This window comes from Erythrobacter sp. (assembly GCF_024305245.1).
Lineage (GTDB): Bacteria > Pseudomonadota > Alphaproteobacteria > Sphingomonadales > Sphingomonadaceae > Erythrobacter.
Map to the genome: position 1 here is coordinate 230,629 of NZ_JAMWYX010000002.1, position 21,830 is coordinate 252,458.

At 63.8% G+C, this 21,830-nt stretch carries 19 protein-coding genes; 3 read left to right on the top strand and 16 right to left on the bottom strand.

Annotation, left to right across the window (positions count from 1 at the left end; genetic code table 11):
- Window positions 1-10 precede the first annotated feature (10 nt).
- Together Q0L48_RS04005 and Q0L48_RS04010 are read right to left on the bottom strand one after the other, a co-directional pair.
- Window positions 11-883 (bottom strand): hypothetical protein, encoded by an 873-nt coding sequence (locus Q0L48_RS04005; protein ID WP_296717518.1) that lies wholly within the window; start codon window positions 881-883, stop codon window positions 11-13.
- Window positions 883-3,420, bottom strand: a complete 2,538-nt coding sequence (locus tag Q0L48_RS04010; protein ID WP_296717519.1) for a cyclic nucleotide-binding domain-containing protein — start codon at window positions 3,418-3,420, stop codon at window positions 883-885. Before Q0L48_RS04010 ends, Q0L48_RS04005 begins: the two co-directional genes overlap by 1 nt.
- Before the next feature lie 106 nt (window positions 3,421-3,526).
- On the opposite strand from Q0L48_RS04010, the gene Q0L48_RS04015 reads away from it, so the two are divergent.
- Window positions 3,527-4,489, top strand: a complete 963-nt coding sequence (locus tag Q0L48_RS04015; protein WP_296717523.1) for a tetratricopeptide repeat protein — start codon at window positions 3,527-3,529, stop codon at window positions 4,487-4,489.
- A 21-nt stretch (window positions 4,490-4,510) separates the two neighbouring features.
- Here the strand turns inward: Q0L48_RS04015 and Q0L48_RS04020 are convergent, their stop codons facing one another.
- From Q0L48_RS04020 to Q0L48_RS04080, 13 genes are all read right to left on the bottom strand, one after another.
- On the bottom strand, window positions 4,511-5,521 hold the full coding sequence (locus tag Q0L48_RS04020) for a phosphatase PAP2 family protein (protein WP_296717525.1): 1,011 nt from the start codon (window positions 5,519-5,521) through the stop codon (window positions 4,511-4,513).
- A gap of 205 nt (window positions 5,522-5,726) precedes the next feature.
- On the bottom strand, window positions 5,727-7,094 hold the full coding sequence (gdhA, locus tag Q0L48_RS04025) for an NADP-specific glutamate dehydrogenase (protein WP_296717528.1): 1,368 nt from the start codon (window positions 7,092-7,094) through the stop codon (window positions 5,727-5,729).
- Between the two features lie 116 nt (window positions 7,095-7,210).
- A complete protein-coding gene (gene hemN, locus Q0L48_RS04030) occupies window positions 7,211-8,521 on the bottom strand; it encodes an oxygen-independent coproporphyrinogen III oxidase (RefSeq protein WP_296717530.1) in 1,311 nt (436 codons plus the stop codon).
- 45 nt (window positions 8,522-8,566) lie between these two features.
- Complete coding sequence (locus Q0L48_RS04035) at window positions 8,567-8,797, bottom strand: hypothetical protein (RefSeq protein WP_296717532.1); 231 nt, start codon at window positions 8,795-8,797, stop codon at window positions 8,567-8,569.
- Window positions 8,794-8,955 carry a cbb3-type cytochrome oxidase assembly protein CcoS gene (ccoS, locus tag Q0L48_RS04040; protein ID WP_296717534.1) on the bottom strand — a complete coding sequence of 54 codons (162 nt, stop codon included), beginning with the start codon at window positions 8,953-8,955 and terminating at the stop codon, window positions 8,794-8,796. Before ccoS ends, Q0L48_RS04035 begins: the two co-directional genes overlap by 4 nt.
- A complete protein-coding gene (locus tag Q0L48_RS04045) occupies window positions 8,952-11,087 on the bottom strand; it encodes a heavy metal translocating P-type ATPase (RefSeq protein ID WP_296717536.1) in 2,136 nt (711 codons plus the stop codon). The genes ccoS and Q0L48_RS04045 overlap by 4 nt, the downstream gene beginning before the upstream one ends.
- Window positions 11,084-11,539 (bottom strand): FixH family protein, encoded by a 456-nt coding sequence (locus tag Q0L48_RS04050; RefSeq protein ID WP_296717538.1) that lies wholly within the window; start codon window positions 11,537-11,539, stop codon window positions 11,084-11,086. The genes Q0L48_RS04045 and Q0L48_RS04050 overlap by 4 nt, the downstream gene beginning before the upstream one ends.
- Window positions 11,539-13,086, bottom strand: coding sequence for a cytochrome c oxidase accessory protein CcoG (gene ccoG / locus Q0L48_RS04055; protein WP_296717540.1), 1,548 nt, complete (start codon window positions 13,084-13,086; stop codon window positions 11,539-11,541). Before ccoG ends, Q0L48_RS04050 begins: the two co-directional genes overlap by 1 nt.
- The gene (ccoP, locus tag Q0L48_RS04060) at window positions 13,079-14,008 is read right to left on the bottom strand and encodes a cytochrome-c oxidase, cbb3-type subunit III (RefSeq protein ID WP_296717543.1); all 930 of its coding nucleotides are present in this window, start codon (window positions 14,006-14,008) and stop codon (window positions 13,079-13,081) included. The genes ccoG and ccoP overlap by 8 nt, the downstream gene beginning before the upstream one ends.
- Window positions 13,998-14,162, bottom strand: coding sequence for a cbb3-type cytochrome c oxidase subunit 3 (locus tag Q0L48_RS04065; RefSeq protein ID WP_296717545.1), 165 nt, complete (start codon window positions 14,160-14,162; stop codon window positions 13,998-14,000). The genes ccoP and Q0L48_RS04065 overlap by 11 nt, the downstream gene beginning before the upstream one ends.
- On the bottom strand, window positions 14,159-14,923 hold the full coding sequence (gene ccoO, locus Q0L48_RS04070) for a cytochrome-c oxidase, cbb3-type subunit II (protein WP_296717547.1): 765 nt from the start codon (window positions 14,921-14,923) through the stop codon (window positions 14,159-14,161). Before ccoO ends, Q0L48_RS04065 begins: the two co-directional genes overlap by 4 nt.
- A gap of 24 nt (window positions 14,924-14,947) precedes the next feature.
- On the bottom strand, window positions 14,948-16,615 hold the full coding sequence (gene ccoN, locus Q0L48_RS04075; RefSeq protein WP_296717549.1) for a cytochrome-c oxidase, cbb3-type subunit I: 1,668 nt from the start codon (window positions 16,613-16,615) through the stop codon (window positions 14,948-14,950).
- 74 nt (window positions 16,616-16,689) lie between these two features.
- On the bottom strand, window positions 16,690-17,502 hold the full coding sequence (locus tag Q0L48_RS04080) for a Crp/Fnr family transcriptional regulator (protein WP_296717554.1): 813 nt from the start codon (window positions 17,500-17,502) through the stop codon (window positions 16,690-16,692).
- Between the two features lie 90 nt (window positions 17,503-17,592).
- On the opposite strand from Q0L48_RS04080, the gene Q0L48_RS04085 reads away from it, so the two are divergent.
- A complete protein-coding gene (locus tag Q0L48_RS04085; RefSeq protein ID WP_296717555.1) occupies window positions 17,593-18,273 on the top strand; it encodes an OmpW family outer membrane protein in 681 nt (226 codons plus the stop codon).
- Between the two features lie 68 nt (window positions 18,274-18,341).
- On the opposite strand, the gene Q0L48_RS04090 is transcribed toward Q0L48_RS04085, so the two are convergent.
- Window positions 18,342-19,655, bottom strand: a complete 1,314-nt coding sequence (locus Q0L48_RS04090) for a DcaP family trimeric outer membrane transporter (protein WP_296717558.1) — start codon at window positions 19,653-19,655, stop codon at window positions 18,342-18,344.
- A 239-nt stretch (window positions 19,656-19,894) separates the two neighbouring features.
- Between Q0L48_RS04090 and acs the strand changes: the two genes are divergently transcribed.
- Window positions 19,895-21,826 (top strand): acetate--CoA ligase, encoded by a 1,932-nt coding sequence (gene acs, locus Q0L48_RS04095; RefSeq protein ID WP_296717559.1) that lies wholly within the window; start codon window positions 19,895-19,897, stop codon window positions 21,824-21,826.
- The last annotated feature ends 4 nt before the right edge of the window (window positions 21,827-21,830 follow it).

The window sequence follows — 21,830 nt, forward strand, 5'->3', positions numbered from 1 at the left end:
GCCGCCCGCCTCACCAGTAGTAGAACACGCTGATCACGTGCGCGGTCAGCGCAGCGATCAAAGCGATGGTGAGCGGGATGTGGATGAACAGCCAGATTTCCAGCAGCGCGCGGATGCGCAGCGCACCGCGGATCTGGGTGAGCTGATCGCGGCGCTTTTCCAGCAGCGCGATCACCCGGTCCACCGCTCCGGATGATCCGGCCATGCCCTTCAGCGCCCGCGCGGTAGCGCAGCGCGGATAACGTCCGGTGAGCCGCCCCAGCGCGCCGCCATGGAACGTGTCCTGTTCCAGCGCGGCAATCACCCAATCGGCGTCCGCGCGCCCGAGCGGCTGGGCTGCGCTTTCCAACTGGCGGTCGATCGCGGTCAGCGCGTCGAGCATCTGCGCGCGGGTCATTTCCTTGCGGTTGGCCGAAAGGCTGGCGGGCAGCGTGGCATAGACGATTACGCCGTAAATCCCGGTCGCGATCACCAGCAGCATCAGCACATAGGCCAGCGTGTGGACGTTCCAGCCGATCTGGAAACCTGTGTGCAGCGTGCCGATCACGATCAGCGATAGGCCGAGATAGACGTGGGCCGATGTCCACGCCTTCAGGCTCCACGCGCCGGGGTTGATCCGGCGTTTGCGCACCCCCAGCAGCGATAGCCAGATAATGAGCCCCAGCCCGATGGTGCCGAGCGTGTAGCCGTACCACGTGCCGCCATTGGGCCGCGGCTCCTGATCGATCAGCACAAAGCCCGCGATGCTGATGCCGCTCAGCACAAGCGCGATCCACAGCCAGCGAAAGCGCCGGTGTTTGAGAAAGCTGACGTGATCGGAATCGCGCCGTCTTTCATCCTGCTTGAACCGGGTATTGGATGTGCCTGAAACCTTGGTCGCCACTATTCGACGTCCTCGGTCAGTTTGGTGAAGGTCAGGAATTTGTCGGGCGACACGCGGATTGCGGCGCCGGTGGGGCAGGCGCGGACGCAAGCCGGGCCGCCTTCGATGCCCGAACACATGTCGCACTTGATCGCCAGCTTGGCCTTGGGCGCGTCTTCCTTTTCGGCGGCTTTCTTGCGCCAGCTATAGGACGCCTCGCCCGGGCCGGGGCCGGAGCCGAACAGCATCCATTGCAGCAGGCTGGGCTTCTTGGGCGGTTTGGCGTCCATCCGGATCACGCCGTAGGGGCAGTTGCGCTGGCAGTTGCCGCAGCCGATGCAGGTTTCATCGATGAACACTTCGCCGTCCGGCCCGCGCTTGATCGCGTTGGGCGGGCAATCGGCCATGCAATGCGGGTGTTCGCAGTGGCGGCATGACGTCGGCACGTGGAGATGAGCGTAGGTCTTGCCCGCCTCGCGGTCGAGCCGGGTCAGGCCATCATGACTGTCGGCGCAGGCCTTTTCGCAATTGTCGCAGCCGATGCACAGCTTCTCGTCGATCAGCAGCACGTCGGTCGCTTCGCCGATGCCGTTATCGACCAGGAACTGCGCGGTCTGCGAATAAAGATCGACCGCGCCCGAAAATTCCCCCTTCCGGCTTTCGATAAAGGCATTGGTGGCCCGCCTTCCGGCCATGTCCTTCAGCGCCCGTTCGCGCAGGGCGGGATTGCGTTCGAGCAATTCGAGGAAGCCTTCGCCCGGCAGGCGGATCACTTCGGATTTGATCGCCGCCTTGACCGTGGCGGTCCGCGCCGAACCGTCGATCACCGCCATTTCGCCGAAATAGGAGCCTGCCGGCAGGTAGGAGAGGAACACAGGCCTGTCCCCGACCTGCTTTTCGACGATCATCGATCCGCGCCGGATGATGAAGATGTCCTTGTCATCCGCGCCTTCGGTCACCACGATCTCGCCTGCGCGTTTTTCCTGCACCTGCGCCGCTTCGACCAGCGGGGCGACATCCTCGCTTTTCAGGCCTGATCCGAACATCTGCAGCAATTGCCGCTCGATAGAAATCCGCTCGATCGCCTTTTTCGCGGCGGGCACCTGCGATTGCAGTTTAAGCGCCGCGAGGCGCGAGATTTCGACCACGATGGTGTCTTCGGCCGCGCGGATTGTCGCGCCCCGGCGGCGGCCCGAAATCAGCCCGACTTCGCCAAATATCGATCCGGCCTCGATCGGGATCGTGATCGAGGGATCGGCCGGATTGACCTCCACCGCGACCGATCCGCTCGCGATCCCGAACAGCGATGATCCGGGCGCATTGCGTTCAAAGATCACCTCACCGGGCGCGAAGTACCGCGCGGTCGAATCCAGCATGAATTCGCGCATCTGCAGCGGGTTCATGCCGTTCAGGATCGACACCCTGGTGCGCAGGAATTCAAGCCATTCGTCGGTGCTGCGGTTGCCGGGGAGATCGGCGAACTTGGCTGCAATGATCGGTTCGTCGGCGGGTTTCAGTTCGGTGTTGCCGTTGATGAACTCGATGACGTCGTGGCCCTGGTTCATGCAATGCTTGATCAGCGGATAGCCAGCCAGCGCGCCGATCACGAAAATGCCGGGCGCGGTGCTTTCGAACACCGGGGAAAGCTTGGGAAAGGCGGTGCGATCCTCGCTCGAAAACTCGATCCCGCATTCTTCCACGAACAGGCGCGGCGGGGCCGATCCGATGCGGGCGATGATCCGGTCGCACGGGATGCGCAATTCGCCGTCGCGGGTGGTCAGCGTGATGAAGCCGGGCTCGACCGACTTGGTCTCGCTTTCGGTGCGGACGATCAGCTTGCCTGCTTCATGATCGGCCAGCAGCGCCTTGACGTTGGCATCTTTTGCGGTCGGAAATTCCGTACCGCGGTTGAGGATCGAGACGGTGTTGCGCTGCGCCGGGTCTTCGGCAAGGCCGCGCGCGTTCTCGATCCCGGCGTCGCCGGTGCCGACGATAACGATATGTTCGTCGACATATTCGGCCGGATCATCCAGCTGGTACTGCACGTGCGGCAGATCGCCGCCGGGGCAGCGCATCCGGTTGGGATTGCCCTGCGTGCCGATGGCGAGGATCACGTTCTCGGCCATGATCGTCTCGCCGCTCGTCAATTCGATCGCATAGGGCGGCGCGCAGCGCTGGATTTCCTTGACCGACTTGGTGCCATCGCGCGCACGGGTGACGATCTGCTGGATGCTTCCGGGGATCGGATCACCGGTGCCGCGGATCGCCTTTGCCTCGGCGTGGTATTTCACGTTGACCTTATGGCCTGCGATCTGTTCGTCCCAGATGCCAAGGATCGTCTCGCGCTTGCCCGCGTCGAAATCCACGTCCGAACGCAGCACCAGATTGCTGGGCGTCGCCATGACGTGCTTGCCCTTCTGGTATTTGTAGATCGTGTCCGACAGGTGATCGGTCTTTTCGAGCAGCACGTGGCTCACGCCCAAAGCCGCCGCACGCGCGGCCGCACTGAGGCCGGCAGGCCCCGAACCGACGATAGCAACTGCAAAGATTTCGGCCAACTATCCTTCCCCCCTTCGGATAGGTCCAAGCCTACACCATAGCCAAATGCGCACTCGATGCCAGAGCGAATTGCCCGGCGGCATCGGCGGTGCTAGCCGTGCGGCCATGGAAACAGACAACAAACCGGCGACACAGGGCGCAGGCGATAATAGTCGGCGGGCAGGCTGGTTCCTGCTTGGCGGCGCATTGCTGCTGGCGGCAGGATCGATCGGGTACAACATCTACGAAGGTTCGGGCGGCGGCGCGGATGGCGACGCGGCGGCCGACAGCCCGCTCACCATCGCGCAATTGCGCGCGGCGGCGGAAGCCTCGAACGGTGAAGCCGCGCCGTGGAGCGATCTGGCTTTCGCCTATTTCCAAGGCGGCGACTTTGCCGAAGCCGCAGCCGGCTATCGCCAAGCGCTCGCCATCACGCCCGATGAAGCGGTGCTGTGGTCGGCTCTGGGTGAGGCGCTGGTGATGGGCAGCGCGCGCGACCCGCTCCCGCCCGAAGCTTTGGAAGCGTTTGAAAAGGCGCTCGCGCTCGACGCGGCTGATCCGCGCGCGCGGTACTTTCTGGCGGTGAAGAAGGACATCGACAAGGATCACGAAGGCGCGATTGCCGCGTGGCTCGATCTGCTGGCGGATTCGCCGCAAGGTGCGCCGTGGGAAGCCGATCTGGTGCGCACGATCGAACAGGTCGGCGCGATGAACGATATCGACGTCGCACAGCGGATCGCCGGGGTTCAGGAAAGCCGTACGCCGGCCATTCTGGCTCCGGGCGCAGCCGGCCTTGCCGGATCGGCCGCGGCGTCAGACCTGCGCGGGCCGAACGCGGCGGAAGTGGCCGCAGCAGGCGCAATGACTCCCAGCCAGCAGCGCGAAATGGCCGAGGGCATGGTCGCCCAGCTGGAGTCGCGGCTTCAGGGGCAGCCCGACAACCTCGATGGCTGGGTGATGCTGATGCGCAGCCGCATGACGCTGGGCGAACCGGCCAAGGCCAAGGCCGCACTCGAAGCGGCGGTCAAGGCCAATCCGGGCGAAGCGGCGGAACTGAAGCGGCAGGCGCAGGCGCTGGGGATCGGGTAATTCGCAGCCCCCGCCGGGTAGTCAGGCGGGGTTTTGGCGCGCGGCGTCGTTTGCTTCGATAGGGCGGAACACCGCCGCAGCGATCGCGATTGCCAAGGCCGTCAGTGCCAGCCCCGCGACCACATCGATCCAGTAGTGCCAGCGGGTCGCCACTGCCTCGAAAATGATGAACACGAACAGGGGCAGATACAGCACGCCGAGCCAGCGCGCGTTGTTCCAGGCATAAAAGACAAACACGGCTGACGATGCGACGTGCAGCGATGGCATGGCGGCCACCGCGGCGAACATGAACTGGCTGCCCTGGCTTGCGATCCACGGCCTGCCGCCAGCGACCAGCGCCTGATAACCGCTATACATGTGTTGCTGCCGCGCGCTTTCGAGCGCGTTGACGCCTTGTTCGTACAGGAACGGCCCGGCAGCAGGCATCACAAGGTAGCTGAGCGCGCCAAGGACATGCACCAGCATCGCGGTGAAAATGACTTTGCGGAACACGATGAAGCTCTGCGCCGAATGTACGATGATGCTGCCGGCAAACATCGCCAGAAAGGCAAACAGGTAGAGGTGTTCGCCCGCAGGCAAGGCCGTGTCGACCCCGTTGTGAACCGCAAATGCGGCATCAACCAATGGCCGCACCAGTTGATCGGTCTGCCAATAGAAATCATCCCAGATGACGGGGTTGATCAGGCTCATCCACATCTTGACGTTGAAATGGGTGATCAGAATGACGCCGTAAGCAAGGCCTGCAGCGCCATAATAGACCAGCCGCATGGTCTGCTTTGCCAAGACGAGGAAAAGGCCCAGCACGGCAATCAGCGACAATGGCACGGCATAGCTCATGCCGGTGAATTCCAGCGCGTCACTGGCGGGAAACGAGAATGGAAGATCGAAACGCCAGGACAAGATCAGGGCGATCGCCGAGAAGGCAAGCGCTAGGGTCAGTTCTGGTAGCGGAGCGAAAAATTGCCAGCTTCCGAGCCGCGAAGGCTTGGAATATTCGATCTCTTCTAATGCGATCCGCGACTGAATGTTCATGGAAGAGAGCGTCTTCTGATGAAGTTGAGGCGAATCAATATTTGAGAAAATCAGGCGCAGGCCTGCGTCCGCCGGAGCGAGGCCCATGACGGAAAAATGACAGTCTGCCAAAGGAAATTCACTTTGCGGCGGTAGGCCGGAATTTGGCATGCCAAACCCCGGCCCGTCTTCGCCCGCTGTCCGATCCGGTTACCCGGTGGTTGCTTTACACCACCCCGAAGGCGAGCATCGCGTCGGCAACCTTCTTGAAGCCCGCGATATTCGCGCCCTTCACATAGTCGACATAGCCGCCGTTCTTTGCGCCTTCATCGCCGTATTCGACGCATTTTTCGTGGATGCCTTCCATCAGCTCGGTCAGCATCTCGCCCAGCCGTTCGTGATTCCAGCTGATGCGTTCGGAGTTCTGGCTCATTTCCAGGCCCGACACCGCGACCCCGCCCGCGTTGGCCGCCTTGCCCGGCGCGTAGAGGATCTTGGCGTCGTGGAACACCTTCACGCCTGCCAGCGTCGTCGGCATGTTGGCCCCTTCGGACACGGCCTTGCAGCCATTGGCGACCAGCGCCTTGGCGTCATCCTCGTCAAGTTCGTTCTGGGTCGCGCAGGGCAGCGCGAGATCGGCGGCAACGTTCCACGGCCTTGCGCCATTGCCGTGGTAGGTCGCGCTGGTGAAGTGGTCGCAATATTCGCTGATCCGGCCGCGCCGCACGTTCTTGAGATCCTTGACCCAATCGATCTTGTTCTGATCGATGCCGTCGGGATCGTGGATGAAGCCGTCCGAATCCGACAGGGTCAGCACCTTGCCGCCCATCTGCACGATCTTTTCCGCCGCATGGGTCGCGACATTGCCCGAGCCGGAGATCACCGCGGTTTGTCCGTCGATGTCCTCGCCCCGGTGCTTGAGCATGTTGCGCAGGAAATAGACCGCGCCGTAACCGGTCGCCTCGGGCCGCATTTTCGATCCGCCATATTCGAGCGCCTTGCCCGTCAGCACGCCTTCCCAGCGGCCGGTGATGCGCTTGTACTGGCCGAACATGTAGCCGATCTCGCGCCCGCCCACGCCGATATCGCCCGCCGGCACATCGGTTTCCGGGCCGATGTGGCGGTAGAGTTCGGTCATGAAGCTCTGGCAGAAACGCATGACTTCGGCGTCGGACTTGCCCTTGGGGTTGAAGTTCGCGCCGCCCTTGCCCCCGCCCATCGGCAGACCGGTGAGCGAGTTCTTGAAGGTCTGTTCGAAGGCGAGGAACTTCAGCACGCTTTCGTTCACGCTGGGGTGAAAGCGGATGCCGCCCTTGTAGGGGCCGATCGCGTTGTTGTTCTGCACCCGCCAGCCGCGCTGGACGCGGATGTTGTGATTGTCATCTTCCCAGCAGACGCGGAACGAGACGATGCGGTCAGGTTCGGCGATGCGGCGCAGGATCTGCGCTTCGTGATAGCGGACCTTGTCTTCCATGAATTCGAAGATGTCCTGCGCCACTTCCTGCACCGCCTGAACGAATTCGGGCTGGTGCGGATTGCGCTTTTTGACGCCTTCCATGAACTGGTTAAGGTCGACGTGATCGGTAACGGCCATGAATATTCCCCCCAAATTGAACGATGCGCCCGCCAGAGACTTCGCGTCTTCCTGTTTTGGCAACTATCAGCCCAAAGCGGCTGACATGCAAGGCGCATGCACCGGGGCCGGGGGGATCAGATGGCAGAACTGAACTTGCGCTGCGTGACCTGCCGATAGCTGTCGAACAGCGATGCGACCACGCGCGCATACGGCATGCCGCCCGGCGCGATGCGCAGGGTATTGCCATCCAGACTGGCCAGCCCGGCTGCGGTGAACGGCGCGATCCTGTCGCGCGTTTCGGCCAGCAGACACAGCGATAGCTCCGCCTCGCCCCGGCACAGCAGCGCCTCGATCACGTCGCCGCGCAGGCGATCTTGCGGCGAGCGCGCGATACCATGGTTGGCCGATAGCCGCCCTTCACCCGACAGCGTGCGATAGCGGCCATTATGTTTGTCGTTCTGGGCCAGCAGGCCGGGAAAGCCGCTTATGGCGCTCGACCCCATGCCGATCAGCACCTCCGACGGATCATCGGTGAAGCCCTGAAAATTGCGCTGCAAGCTGCCATCGCGCGTGGCGCGCGCCATCGGATCATGCGGCAGAGCAAAGTGATCGAACCCGATCGCGTCATAGCCGTGGGCGGTCAGGAATTCATACGCCTGGCTCGCCATTGCGAAGCGTGCGTAGGGGCCGGGCAGGGCGTGTTCGGGGATCATCGTCTGGCGCGGCACCAGATGGGGCACATGGGCGTAACCGAACACGGCGACCCGGTCTGCCCCCAGCTTGCCGGTGTATTCGAGGCTGTCTTCCAGATCGCCTTCGGTCTGATGCGGCAGGCCGTACATCAGATCGAAGTTGAGCGAGGTAACGCCCGCGCGCCGCAATAGATCGACGCTGCGGCAGATCATGGTCAGCGATTGTTCGCGTCCGATCGCCTTCTGGCAATGGGCAGCGAAAGTCTGCACCCCCATGCTGGCGCGGGTGATGCCGACATCATGCAGGATCGGGCCCCAGTCCGGTGTCAGACTGCGCGGATCGAGTTCGATCGACCATTGCGGCGCGAATAGCGGAAAATGCGCGTGCAGCGCATCGACCAGCGCCATGAATTCGGCCGTGCTGATCGCGTTCGGGCTGCCCCCGCCAAAAGCGATCCGCCGCACTCGCGCGGTTGGTGGCAGCAGGCTGGCGACCGTGGCGATTTCCTGATGCAGCGCGGCGAGATAGCTCTCCACCCGCGCGATTTTGCCCGATGCGCCGGTGTTGCACCCGCAATAATAGCAGATCTTCTCGCAGAACGGGATGTGGAGGTAGAGCGAGACCTCGCCCTCCGCCCCGGCAATGGCGCGCTCGATAGTGCCTTCCGCGAGCGGACCGAAATCGGCGGCGGTGGGATAGCTGGTGTAACGCGGCACCGGCGTGGCGAGCAATTCTGGGTGATAGGTCCACATGAGTGCGGTTAAAGCGCGCCGGGCGCTTCGCGTCTTTGCGCGAGATCAAATCCCGCGCTTGGCTCGTTCCGGACGGTCTTTGTCGCGGCAGTTGCCGGCGTGGCAGGCTTTTGGGTCGCAGTTGCCATTATCGCCGGGCGTGTTCTTGTCATCCAGCGGGATCGTGATGGTTCCGCCATTGCACAGCTTGGCGGTGATTGCTGTCCTTTCGGCAGGAAGCGGGCCGATCAGTGCCGGGATCAAAGCGGCCAGTGCAAACGGCAGGGCGGCGCTCATGCATCCTTCTCCAGCGGCTCGTCTTCTTCGATCAGGATCCGCGCGGCCGCGCCGTCCATGTCGTCATACTGCCCGTCGCGCATCGACCACAGGAAGGCGACGAGGCCGACTAGCCCCATGCCGAGCGCGATTGGGATGAGGAAGGCAAGGCCGGTCATGCCGCATTCTCCTGCGCGGCGCGGGCCAGCCGCAGCGAATTGGCGACCACCACCAGCGAGCTCAGCGACATGGCGATGGCGGCAATCAGCGGCGTGACCAGCCCGAACAGCGCAAGCGGCACGGCGAGCGCATTATAGGCGATCGAGAAGGCGAAATTCTCGCGCACGATCCGCATGGTGCGCCTGGCCACCCGCACCGCCAGCGCGACCGGCATCAGCTTTTCACCGATGAAGACGGCATCGGCAGCCTGCTGGCTGGCATCGGAGGCGGTACCGGGCGCGATCGAAGCATGGGCGGCGGCGAGGGCCGGGCCATCGTTCAACCCGTCGCCCACCATCAGCGGGCGGCGGCCCTGGGCTTTCAGGGATTCCAAAGCGGCAAGCTTTGCCTGCGGGCTGGCCTCGGCTTGCGCGAAGATGCCGAGCGTTCGAGCCACGTCATCAACCGGCGCGGAGCGGTCACCCGAAAGGATGCTGGCGTCGATCCCCTCGGCCTGCAAAGCGGCGATAGTCGCGGCAGCATCACCGCGCAGCGGGTCGGCGAAGGTAATGGTCTGTGCGGTGTCTCCGATCCGCAGGCGCGCGGCGAGGGATTGGGCTGTGTCCTCGGGCCGTTCGAGCGCGACCTCCTGCCCCTGCCAGCGTCCGGTGAGACCGATGCCGCTGGTTTCGCGCACATTGTCGATGACGGCAGGCTCCACGCCCTCGCGCAGCAACGCGGCGGCGAGACCACGGCTGAGCGGATGGCGGCTCGTCTGCGCCAGCCCCAGCGCCAGGCTCCGCGCCTCTGCATCCAGCGCGCCGATATCCGCGCGCGGCTCCCCCAGCGTCAGCGTGCCGGTCTTGTCCAGCAGCGCGATGTCGCATTCGGCGAGGCGCTCCAGCGCGCTCCCGTCCTTGACCAGCAAGCCGCGCTTCAGCAGCGCGCCGCTTGCCACCACCTGCGCAGCGGGCACAGCAAGGCCCATCGCGCAGGGGCAGGTGATGATGAGGACAGCAATCGCGATGGTAAGCGACTGGTGCCAGCCCGAGCCCGCCATCATCCAGCCGATGAACGCCAGCGCGGCCAGACTGTGCACTACCGGCGCATAGAGGCGGCTGGCGCGGTCGGCGATGCGGACATAATGGCTGCGCGATTGCCCGGCCTCGTCCATCAGTCGGGCAATTTCGGCCAGCGCGGTATCCTCCGCCACGCGGGTCAGGCGAATGCGCAAGGGGGCGGACAGGTTGATCGCGCCCGCATGCACCACGCTGCCCGGCGCGACGGGTTCGGGCGCGCTTTCGCCGGTCAGCATGGCGTTGTCGATGGCGCTGGTCCCTTCGGTGACTTCGCCATCGGCGGCCAGCGCTTCTCCGGCGGCGACCAGCACCAGCATTCCCGGTTCGAGCTCTGCTGCAGGCACGCGTCGGGTGCTGCCATCGGGGCCGATCACGCTGGCGCTCTTGCCCATCCGCCCCAGCAGCGCGCCGATGCCTGCGCGCGTGCGGGTGCGCATTTCGGCATCCAGCGCGCGGCCTGCGAGCAGGAAGAACAGCAGCATCACCGCGCTTTCGAAATAGGCGTGTCCGCCGCCGATGATCGTCTCGTAAAGGCTCAATGCGGCGGCGAGGATCACGCCGATGCTGATCGGGACGTCCATATTGGTGCGGCGGTGGCTCAGCGCCATCCAAGCGCTGGCAAAGAACGGGCGGCCCGAATAGGCGATCACCGGCATGGCGATCAGCGCCGAAAGCCAGTGGAACAGATCGCGCGTCGGCCCGTCCGCGCCCGACCAGATGCTGACCGACAGCAGCATCACGTTCATCATCCCGAAGCCCGCCACGCCCAATGCCCGCATCAGGCGTTTGCGTTCCTCGGTTTCTGTGCCGAGCGGGTTATCGGCCAGACGCTGCGCCTCGAAACCGAGGTCGCGCAGCGCCTGAATCAGCCGGTCTTCGTCCAGCGCCGGATCATGCCGGATCGCCACCCGCTTGGCCGAGAAATTGGCGCGCGCGGCGATGATGCCGGGGATCTTGGGCAATTCGCGTTCGATCTTGCCGATGCATCCGGCGCAGCGCATCCCCGGCACCGTGAACCGGGTCGAGACAAGCGCGCTTTCGGCGGCGGCAGTGATGGGGGCGGGCGCGTTCACTTGAGTTCGCTTTCCCCGGCCCAATCCTGACCTTCAGCGGCAATCGCCAGCCGTATCGTCCAGCGCCCTTGTGCGACGGCCTCGTTCGAGAGCCAGCGACCTTCGCCAGCGGGGCTAAAGGTGAGGCTGGCGAAATCCTTCGCGCCGATCGGACGGCGCAGCTCGGCGGTGATGGCGGCGCCCGGCGGAACCGCTTCGGTGGTCAGCACCACCCGCCCGTCTGCGCGGCGTTCGGGCCGAACCTCCCAGCCGAGCGCGCGAGATGCTTCCGCCTGTTCGAGCCAGCCATTGAACTTCTGGCTGGCGACATAGGAATTCGGCACCACGACCCCGTGAAAGCCGCTGACGGCAAAGCTGGCCATCAGGAGATTGACGGCGATTACGATGCCGAAACCGGCGACGAACACCATCGCCATGTGCTTGCCGGTGAATTCCTTGCGCTTGGTGGCCATTATTCGTTCCCCGGCATGGCAAAGGTGGTTGTCGCGATGTCCTGTTCGCGCTGTTCGTCGAGGCTGGTCAGGCGGAAGCTGAAGCTGTCCGCCCGCTCGCCCGGCGGCAGCATGACATAGGCGCGCACCACCTTGGTTTCGTTGGCTGGCACGGCAATGACCTGAACGGGCGCGGCATTTTCGAGGCTGACAGCTTCCGTCCACATCACCGCGCCGCTGGGCATCCCGGTCAGCGCCACTTCCATGTCGCGCGGGCGGGCTTCCATGTTGCGCAGACGCAAGGTGTAGGCGTTGCGCACCGATCCGTCCTTCAGCAGCATGAAGGGCGGGTTGCGATCCGGGGACACCGTCAGGTCGGTGTGCGTGCGGGTGCCGAGCGCGAACAGCATTGCCGCTCCGATCGCGCCCCATGCGCCGAAATAGATAAAGGTGCGCGGGCGCATCAGTGCCTTCCATGCGGGCGTGGCAGGCGCGCCGGCCGCCTCGGCCTCGCATTGTTCCAGCGTCGCGTAATCGATCAGCCCGCGCGGACGGCCGACCTCGGCCATCACCTTGTCGCAGGCATCGATGCACAGCCCGCAGGTGATGCAGCCGATCTGCTGGCCTTCGCGGATGTCGATCCCGGTCGGGCACACCGCCACGCATTGCAGGCAATCGATGCAGTCGCCGTATTGATCGGGGTTCTTGGCCGCCTTCTTCAGGCTGCCGCGCTGTTCGCCGCGCCAGTCCTTGTAGGTGACGATCAGCGATTTTTCGTCGAGCATCGCGGTCTGGATGCGCGGCCAGGGGCACATGTAGATGCACACCTGTTCGCGCATGAACCCGCCGAGCCAGAAGGTCGTGCCGGTCAGAATGCCAACGGTCGCATAGGCGACCAGCGCGGCCTCTCCGGTGAAGAACTCGCGCGTCAATGTCGGCGCGTCGGCGAAATACAGGATCCACGCGCCGCCGGTCAGCAGGCTGATAACGAGGTAGATCGCCCATTTGCCGCTGCGCCGCGCGATCTTGGCCGGGCCCCAGGGTGCCTTGTCCAGCCGGATGCGCGCATTGCGATCCCCGTCGATGAAGCGGTCGACGTGCTGGAACAGATCGGTCCACACCGTTTGCGGGCAGGCATAGCCGCACCACGCCCGGCCCACCGCGCTGGTGACCAGAAACAGGCCGAGACCCGCCATGATCAGCATCCCGGCGACAAAGTAGAATTCGTGCGGCCAGATTTCGATATCGAACATGTAGAAGCGGCGATGCGCGAGGTCGATCAGTACCGCCTGATCGGGCGCGTACGGCCCGCGGTCCCAGCGGATCCACGGCGTGATGTAATAGATCGCCAGCGTGACCAGCATCACCAGCCACTTGAACCGCCGGAAAGACCCGTCGATCCGCTTGTTATGGACGGTCTTGCCCTTTTCGTAGAGGTCGCTGCCCAGAAAGCCGTGGCCTGCATCCGCAGCGTCGATTTCCGGCGCGGAGGACCCGAGCGCACCGGCCCAGTCGCGGGGCTTGCCCGCGGCAGGCACGCGGCGCTCGAGTTCCGTGTTATCAGCCATCGGTTTCGGCCTTTGGTGCTTGGGCAATGTCGGTTTCGGCTGCGACCTCGTCCTGTGCCGGGGCTGCCTGCTGGCCGCCGCCGCGCGAGTGCACGTAAGCTGCCAGCATCTTGATCGTCACCGGATCGAGCCGGTCCTTCCAAGCAGGCATCACGCCGTGACGCGGGGCGAGGATCTGCTTCTTCACCTCGGCCTCGGTTCCGCCAAACAGCCAGATCGCATCGTTGAGTGCAGGCGCGCCCATGTCCGGCATCCCGCCGCCCGCCGGGCCGTGGCACGCGGCGCAGTTTTCCGCGAACAGGGTCGCACCGGCGGCGCTGGTCTTGCCCTTGCCCGACAGCGAGAGCACGTGGCCGGCCAATGCATCGACTTGCCCCGCGTCGAACATGCCATCGAAGGCGGGCATGTAGTTGATCCGGGTATCGTCGGCCCCTTCCCAGCGGATGCCGTGGGTGATCGAATACTGGATTTCGGTGAGCGTGCCGCCCCAGATCCAGTCGTCGTCATTGAGGTTGGGATAGCCCGCAGATCCTGCCGCACCCGCGCCGTGGCACTGGACGCAGTTGACCTTGAACGCTGCCGCGCCGCCCGAAATCGCCTGTCCCATCAGTTCGGGCGAGGCGATGAGTTTCTCGATATCGGTCGCGGCGATCTGTTCGACCACGCCCTGGCGGGCCAAGTCGGCGGCGCTCATCTCCTCGGCGAGATCGCCGCGGCTCGACCAGCCGAGCGTGCCTGCGGTCGCCTTGTCGATCAGCGGCCATGCCGGATACAGCACGACATACACCGCCGCCCACACGATCGTGGCGTAAAAGGTGTACAGCCACCAGCGCGGCAACGGGGTGTTGAGCTCCTCGATCCCGTCCCATTCGTGGCCGACGGTTTCGGTGCCGGTGGGTTGGTCGATGCGCTTAGTGACCATGTTCGTCATCCTTGAAAATCGAGTGCTTGGCCGTTTCCACGTGACTCTTCGCGCCGGGGCGGAAGTGCCACAGGCACAGCGTCAGATAGAGCGCGAAGATCAGCGCCAGCCCATAGCTATCGGCGAAGTGGCGAAGGATTTCGTACAGGCTCACCGGCCTTTCTCCTCTGCCAGAGCTTCCTGGGCGGCGGCGCTGTTCACATCGACCAGCGTGCCGAGCATCTGCAGATAGGCCACCAGCGCATCCATTTCGGTCACGCGGGTCGGATCGCCGTCGAAATCGCGGATTTGCGCCTTGGGATAGCGCTCCGCCAGATCGCCTGCGTCCATGTCTGGATCGGCCTGCGCCATCAGATCGGTGGACGCCAGTTCGATATCCTTGTCGGTATAAGGCACACCCACCCGTCGCAGCGCTGTCAGGTTCGCTTCCGGATCAGGGACGGTGACCGGCGTGTTGGCGAGAAAGCTGTAATTGGGCATGATGCTTTCGGGCACCACGCTGCGCGGCGCCTTCAGGTGCTGGACATGCCATTCGTCCGAATAGCGCCCGCCCACGCGCGCAAGGTCTGGCCCGGTACGTTTCGATCCCCACTGGAACGGATGATCGTACATCGATTCCGCAGCGAGGCTGTAGTGGCCATAGCGTTCGACCTCGTCCCGGAATGGACGGATCATCTGGCTGTGGCAGGTATAGCAGCCTTCACGGATGTAGATGTCCCGGCCCGCCTGTTCGAGCGGGGTGTACGGGCGCATCCCCTCCACCTTCTCGATCGTGTTGTCGATCCAGAACAGGGGGGCGATTTCCACCACCCCGCCGATTGCCACCGTGACGAAAGTCGCCGCAGCCAGCAGGGTAACGTTCTTCTCCAGCTTTTTGTGGCCTTCAAACACGTCTTTGCGTTTTTGCTCAGTCATTGTTCGCGTTCCTTCTCGCCTGCCTTATTCGGCCGGCTGAGCCTGCGGTTCTGGGAGGATCGGGCGGTCGGCGGCTTCATCATGTGCGGTATCGCCCATCGGAGCCTCATCGCGCTGCTTGCCCGCGATGGTCATCCAGATGTTGTAGGCCATGATGACAGCCCCAGCGAGGTACATCAGCCCGCCGACAGCGCGCGCGACATACATCAGGTGCAGCGCCGAGACGGTGTCGACAAAGCTGTTCACCAGGTAGCCGTCAGACCCGTATTCGCGCCACATCAGGCCCTGCGTGATCCCGGCGACCCACATGCTGGAGGCGTAGAAAACGATCCCCAGCGTCGCGAGCCAGAAGTGCCAGTTGATCATCCGCAGGCTGTAAAGGCGCGGCTTGTTCCACAGGCGCGGCACGAGGAAGTAGACACAGGCGAAGGTGATCATCCCGTTCCACCCCAGCGCGCCGGAATGGACGTGGCCGATTGTCCAGTCGGTATAGTGCGACAGGCTGTTCACCGCCTTGATCGACAGCATCGGCCCTTCGAAGGTGCTCATCCCGTAGAAGGCGAGCGCCAGCACCATCATGCGGATGATCGGATCGGTGCGAACCTTGTCCCATGCGCCGTTCAGCGTCATCAGCCCGTTGATCATCCCGCCCCAGCTGGGCATCCACAGCATGATCGAAAACACCATACCCAGCGTCTGCGCCCAATCGGGCAGGGCGGTGTAGTGCAAGTGGTGCGGGCCGGCCCAGATATACAGGAAGATCAGCGACCAGAAGTGGATGATCGACAGGCGGTAGGAATAGACCGGCCGCCCGGCCTGCTTCGGCACGAAATAATACATCATCGCCAGGAAGCCTGCAGTGAGGAAGAACCCGACCGCGTTGTGGCCGTACCACCACTGGGTCAGCGCATCCTGCACACCCGCAAAGGCGCTGTAGCTTTTCGCCCCGAGGAAGCTGACCGGGATCGCCAGATTATTGACCACGTGCAGCATCGCAATGGTCACGATGAAGGCGAGGTAGAACCAGTTGGCGACATAGATGTGCGGTTCATGACGGCGCAGCAACGTGCCGACGAACACAGCGAGATAGGCCAGCCACACCACCGTCAGCCACAGATCGACATACCATTCCGGCTCGGCATATTCCTTCGACTGGGTTATGCCGAGGAGGTAGCCTGTCGCGGCCAGCACGATGAACAGCTGATACCCCCAGAACACGAACCGGGCCATTCCGGGGAATGCCAGCGTAGTGCGGCAGGTGCGCTGCACGACGTAGAAACTCGTCGCGATCAGGGCATTACCGCCGAACGCGAAGATCACCGCGCTGGTGTGCAGCGGACGCACCCGGCCGAAATTGAGATACGGTTCGAGATTGAGAGCGGGGAAGGCGAGCTGCGCGGCGATGAACACGCCCGCCAGCAGGCCTGCCAGGCCCCAGAACATGGTGGCGATCACGCCCCAGCGGATCACGTCGTCATCATAACGCGACGGGCCGGGCGGCATCTTGAACATGCCCTGCGCACGCGCCAGCGGATCATAGCTGCCCAGCGTGGCGATGATCAGGATCACCGCCACCAACGCGACGATGCCCATGTGGATCGCAAACCCGCTGTCCGGGGTCAGCGCAATAGCGATTATGGCTGAAAGCAGGACAAGCGCCCATACCCCCAGCCGCCGAACGACTGCTTCCATGTTGATGTATTCCTTCCGTCGGCCCGCTTTACCGCGCCTCTGCAATCTGTGTGGTTGATCCAGATCAAATTTGATCAATAATTGGGCGCATCGCCTGTCTGGTCCGCATGGCGACCGGCAATCCGGGCGAGCGCCGAAACATCGGAAAGGCAGACTTTTGACCGGCCTTCGGTTTCGACCAGTCCGGCTTCGCGCAGTTCAGTGAGCTGGCGGCTGACTGTCTCGATGGTGAGGCCCAGGCTGTCGCCGATATCGCGGCGGCTCATCGGCAGGGCAAAGGCGCACGGCCCGGCTGTGCAATCGGCCAGCCGCTCGGCCATCGAAACGAGGAAATCGGCGATCCGCTGCTGGGCCGACTTGTGCCCCATCTGCATCATCCGGGTGCGGCTGCGGTGGAGCGCCTGCAGGCTGCGCGCCAGCACCGAACGCAGCACCGCCGGATCGCCTTGGGCGATATCGAGGAAACGTTCGGCCGGGAACACCGCGATGTCGCATTCGGTCAGCGCCACCAGGCGGAAATCGCCCCACGAATTGCCGGCACACTGACGCAGCATCGAAATCATGTCTTCGGCGAAATGGAACGCCAGCACCTGATTGACCGGTGAGCCGGTGACCGGCTGGGCCACCAGCTTGGCGGCGCCTGCAGCGATATAGACCAGCCGGTCCTCGCGCGGATCGGGCGCCAGTTGGTCGCCCCTGGCAAGCTGCAGGCAATAGCCGATTTCGCACAGCCGATCGGCGGTCGCCGCCGCGCCGGATCCGATGGGCAAAGCATCACGGAAAGCTTCCATGCTGTCATGCCCGAAATTGGTGCTGATTGTCGCCATGATGGTGCGGCAATGAACGAACACGAAGCAATGGTCTTTGATCGGGATCAATGAGCGCACGCCGCATCCGGGGCTAACGGGCGGTCACAGGCAGCAACAATCCTGGGCCGCGCAAGGCGGCCACTGCTGCCGCTGAAGGACGCAACCACAATGAAGACTTTTCTGATGCTTGGCGGTGCAGCTCTGGCGCTGGCCGCAGCTCCGGCGATGGCCCAGAACGATACCGACCGTGCAGGCGACATCCAGTTCAAGGTGCTCGGCACGGCGGTTCTGCCGGATGGCAAGATCACTGCGGTCAATGTCGATATCGTTGGTCTGCCCGCGAACACCCAGACCAAGGCAAACGACAACGTAGTGCCGACGATCGCGGTCGAATATTTCCTCACCGACAATGTCTCGGTCGAGACGATTGCGGGCACGACCCAGCATGATGTCGATGCCACGGCGGGCCTGCCTGTGGGCGCGGAACTGGTGTCCGACGCGCTGCTGCTGCCCGCCACGGTGACGGCCAAGTATCACTTCGATCTGGGCGGGGTGAAGCCCTATGTCGGCGGCGGCGTGGCCTATTTCATCTGGCTGAGCGACAAGCCGGGGGCGGCCACGATCCCGCTGGGTGTGACCGATACCGACCTGTCGGACGAATTCGGCTTCGCGTTGCAGGCCGGGTTCGACGTGCCGCTGGGCGATAAGGGCCTGGGCCTGACCTTCGATGCCAAGCGCTACTTCATCGACACCACCGCGCGCTGGTTCGCGGGCAATACTCTGGCGATCGAGACCGAGCACAAGCTTGATGCGTGGGTGATCAGCGCGGGCGTTGCCTACCGCTTCTGATCCTCTGACAATACCAGTTTGGCAATGTTTCACGTGAAACATTGCCAAACTGGTTAAACCTAGCAGCCTCAGAAATTGTAGCGGGTGGAGAGCATCAACCGCCTGAGATCGCCCGACCGGCCATCCTCCAGCATGCGGTTCGCATACATCAGTTCGATACCGATATCGAGCGGATCGACCGGGGTCCAGATCAGGTTCGCCAGCGCGTTCCAGCTTTCGTCGGTCACCTGATTGGTGGTCAGCAGCACCGGGTTGTCGGCCTTGAAATAGGCCCCCGACACCACCGACCGCAGGCGCGGACCCCACCAGTGCTGATAGGCGGCAAAGCCTGAATACGTGAAGATCGGATCGAGATTGCCGGCCGCATCCACTGCCGCATCATTAACGATATTCACCCCGATATACCGCCCCAGACCGTCGCCCGCAGTGGCCATGAAGCGGATGTCGTCGCGCGCCCCCACCTTGACCTTGCCCGACAGGCTGAGCCCGTATCCCAGCGCGTCGTCAGCTTGGCCGAAATCGTCGTCCGACATCGTCAGCTTGCGCCCGATCGCGGCGGCGGTCAGCGTGCCCCAGTCGCGCTTGTGATCATACCGCACGACGAGATCGGGGATGGTATCGTCACCGGTAATCACCCGCCCGCCGGTGCGCGAGGTGACGGTGGTTTCGGATTGTTCGGCAGCGATTTGCCAACCGCTCTTGCTCCACCGGATCATCGGTTGGCGGGCGAACACGGTGCCCGGCGTCGGGCCGATGAAATCGAGGCTGTCAGGCAGCGCACCGACATTCTGGAAGGTCGACCATGCCTGTCCGAACAACCAGTTATCATAGGTGATGAAGGCCTGCCGCATCCGCGGGACATAGGAGTTGCTGACCCGTTCATCGCCGCCATCGGTGACCATGAAATCGAGCTCGATATGCGAATTGAGCTTGTGCTCGGCTCCGACATCCGTTGCGGTTTTCAGGATGAAGCGCGTCTGCCGGGCGCTGAAATCGGTATCGTAACCCGATGCCTCACCGCCGACCGGGATCAGGCCGGGGATCAGGAAATCGCGCAGCAAGCTGCCGCTCGGCAATTGCCCGCCGCTGGTGCGCTGCGCGATGGCATCGACCTTGACGTATCCGGCATAGGCGACGGTGGTCTTGCCGACGCGGAAACCCTTGTCTTCCTGCAGTTTGGGTGCAGCGACCTGCTCGGCGAGGGCGGCTTGACGGCTTTGCAGATCGCGGGTGGCGGCCAGCAGCGCGGCGCTTTGTTCGCGCATGGCGTCCTGTTCGGCGCGCAAGGCATCATCCTGCTCGGCATGGTTGCCGTTGGCCGCATCGAGCCGAGCAACCAGACCTTCGACCAGCTTTTCCAGCCGCTCAAGCCGTTCATCCACGCTGGGCTCCTGTGCCAGCGCGGGGGAGGCCGTAAGCACCGTTGCACCAAGCAAGGCCACCCGCAGCGCACGGGTTGCACGATGATGAACCATAAGACCCCTCCCATTCTTGTTATCGTCAGCAAGAATGGGCCGGTCAGGCACAGCCGCACAGTTAGCGGATGGTCGTAAGACCTTTGTCTGAGGGCGCGCGGGGTGTAGCCTGATGTAAAAGCAGGCCGAGATAAGGGAGAGTCGAGATGATCCACGCCGTCGAGCGGCCCCAAGCCCAAACCCCCACCCACTGCACGCCCGAACAATATGCCGAGATGTACCGCCTTTCGGTCGAGACGCCCGATGCGTTCTGGCTGGAACAGGCGCAGCGGCTGGATTGGTTCACCGCGCCGACGATGGGCGGGGAATGGGCCTATGATCCAGTCGGGATCACGTGGTTCGAGGACGGCACGCTCAACCTGTGCCACAACGCGGTCGATCGCCACCTGCCCGCGCACGCCGACACGAAGGCACTGATCTTCGAACCCGACGATCCGGCGAACGAGAGCAAGACGCTCACCTATGGCGAGCTGCACACCGAAGTCGTGCGAATGGCCAATGCGCTGAAATCGCTGGGCGTCAAAAAGGGCGACCGGGTGACGCTGTACCTGCCGATGATCCTTGAAGGGGTCACTGCGATGCTCGCCTGCGCGCGGCTGGGCGCGGTGCATTCGGCGGTGTTCGGCGGCTTTTCGCCCGAGGCGCTCGCAGGGCGGATCGAGGATTGCGGCAGCCGCTTTGTCATCACCGCCGACGAAGGCCTGCGCGGCGGAAAGCGCGTGCCGCTGAAGGCCAATGTCGATGCGGCGCTGAACCTTGCCGCCCACGCGACTCCGGTCGATGGGGTGCTGGTCATCCGCCACACCGGCGGCGACATCGCGATGCAGGAAGGCCGCGACCATTGGCTGGAAAGCCTCGCCAGCGACGCCGATTGCCCTTGTGAAGTCATGGCGGCGGAAGACCCGCTGTTCATCCTCTACACCTCAGGTTCCACCGGCAAACCCAAGGGCGTGCTCCACACCACCGGCGGTTACGGCGTGTGGACCGCGACGACCTTCCACTACATCTTCGATTATCAGCCGGGCGAGGTGTTCTGGTGCACCGCCGATATCGGCTGGGTCACCGGGCACAGCTATGTCGTCTACGGCCCGCTGTTCAACGCGGCCACCGCCGTGGTGTTCGAAGGCGTGCCGAACTACCCCGATCACGGGCGGTTCTGGGACGTGGTCGACAAGCACCAGGTCAACATCATTTACACCGCGCCGACCGCGATCCGCGCGCTGATGCGCGAAGGCGATAGCCACGTGACCAGCCGTAGCCGTGCCTCGCTCCGTCTGCTCGGAAGCGTTGGCGAGCCGATCAATCCCGAGGCTTGGCGCTGGTATTTCGACGTGGTGGGTGAGGGCCGCTGCCCGATTATCGACACCTGGTGGCAGACCGAAACCGGCGGCTGCATGATCACCACCCTGCCCGGCGCGCACGACATGAAGCCCGGCAGCGCCGGCCTGCCGTTCTTCGGCATCCGCCCGCAGCTTGTCGATAACGAGGGCGCGGTGATGGACGGCGTGGCCGAGGGTAACCTGTGCATCACCCACAGCTGGCCCGGTCAGGCGCGCACCGTTTACGGCGACCATGAGCGCTTCGTGCAGACCTACTTCAGCACCTATGTCGGCAAGTATTTCACCGGCGACGGGTGCAAGCGCGATGAAGATGGATACTACTGGATCACCGGACGGGTCGATGACGTGATCAACGTCTCGGGCCACCGCATGGGCACGGCCGAAGTCGAAAGCGCGCTGGTGCTTCATCCCAAGGTGGCAGAGGCGGCGGTGGTCGGATACCCGCACGACATCAAGGGGCAGGGCATCTATTGCTATGTTACCCTGAACGCTGGCGAGGACGGTTCGGACGCGCTGCTGGCAGAATTGAAAGCTCACGTGCGCAAGGAAATCGGCCCGATTGCGACGCCCGATATCATCCACTTCACCGATGGCCTGCCAAAGACCCGTTCGGGCAAGATCATGCGCCGCATCCTGCGCAAGATTGCCGAGAACGAGTTCGGCGCGCTCGGCGATACCTCGACGCTGGCCGATCCTTCGCTGGTCGAACGGCTGGTCGAGGGCAGGCAGAACCGCTGATGCG

Coding starts and splice junctions, on each gene's coding strand:
- ccoP (WP_296717543.1), bottom strand. CDS start 14,008: ATGGTCACTAAGCGCATCGACCAACCCACCGGCACCGAAACCGTCGGC.
- Q0L48_RS04085 (WP_296717555.1), top strand. CDS start 17,593: ATGAAGACTTTTCTGATGCTTGGCGGTGCAGCTCTGGCGCTGGCCGCA.
- Q0L48_RS04020 (WP_296717525.1), bottom strand. CDS start 5,521: ATGAACATTCAGTCGCGGATCGCATTAGAAGAGATCGAATATTCCAAG.
- Q0L48_RS04015 (WP_296717523.1), top strand. CDS start 3,527: ATGGAAACAGACAACAAACCGGCGACACAGGGCGCAGGCGATAATAGT.
- Q0L48_RS04050 (WP_296717538.1), bottom strand. CDS start 11,539: ATGGCCACCAAGCGCAAGGAATTCACCGGCAAGCACATGGCGATGGTG.
- ccoS (WP_296717534.1), bottom strand. CDS start 8,955: ATGACCGGCCTTGCCTTCCTCATCCCAATCGCGCTCGGCATGGGGCTA.
- gdhA (WP_296717528.1), bottom strand. CDS start 7,094: ATGGCCGTTACCGATCACGTCGACCTTAACCAGTTCATGGAAGGCGTC.
- acs (WP_296717559.1), top strand. CDS start 19,895: ATGATCCACGCCGTCGAGCGGCCCCAAGCCCAAACCCCCACCCACTGC.
- Q0L48_RS04035 (WP_296717532.1), bottom strand. CDS start 8,797: ATGAGCGCCGCCCTGCCGTTTGCACTGGCCGCTTTGATCCCGGCACTG.
- ccoO (WP_296717547.1), bottom strand. CDS start 14,923: ATGACTGAGCAAAAACGCAAAGACGTGTTTGAAGGCCACAAAAAGCTG.
- ccoG (WP_296717540.1), bottom strand. CDS start 13,086: ATGGCTGATAACACGGAACTCGAGCGCCGCGTGCCTGCCGCGGGCAAG.
- hemN (WP_296717530.1), bottom strand. CDS start 8,521: ATGTGGACCTATCACCCAGAATTGCTCGCCACGCCGGTGCCGCGTTAC.
- ccoN (WP_296717549.1), bottom strand. CDS start 16,615: ATGGAAGCAGTCGTTCGGCGGCTGGGGGTATGGGCGCTTGTCCTGCTT.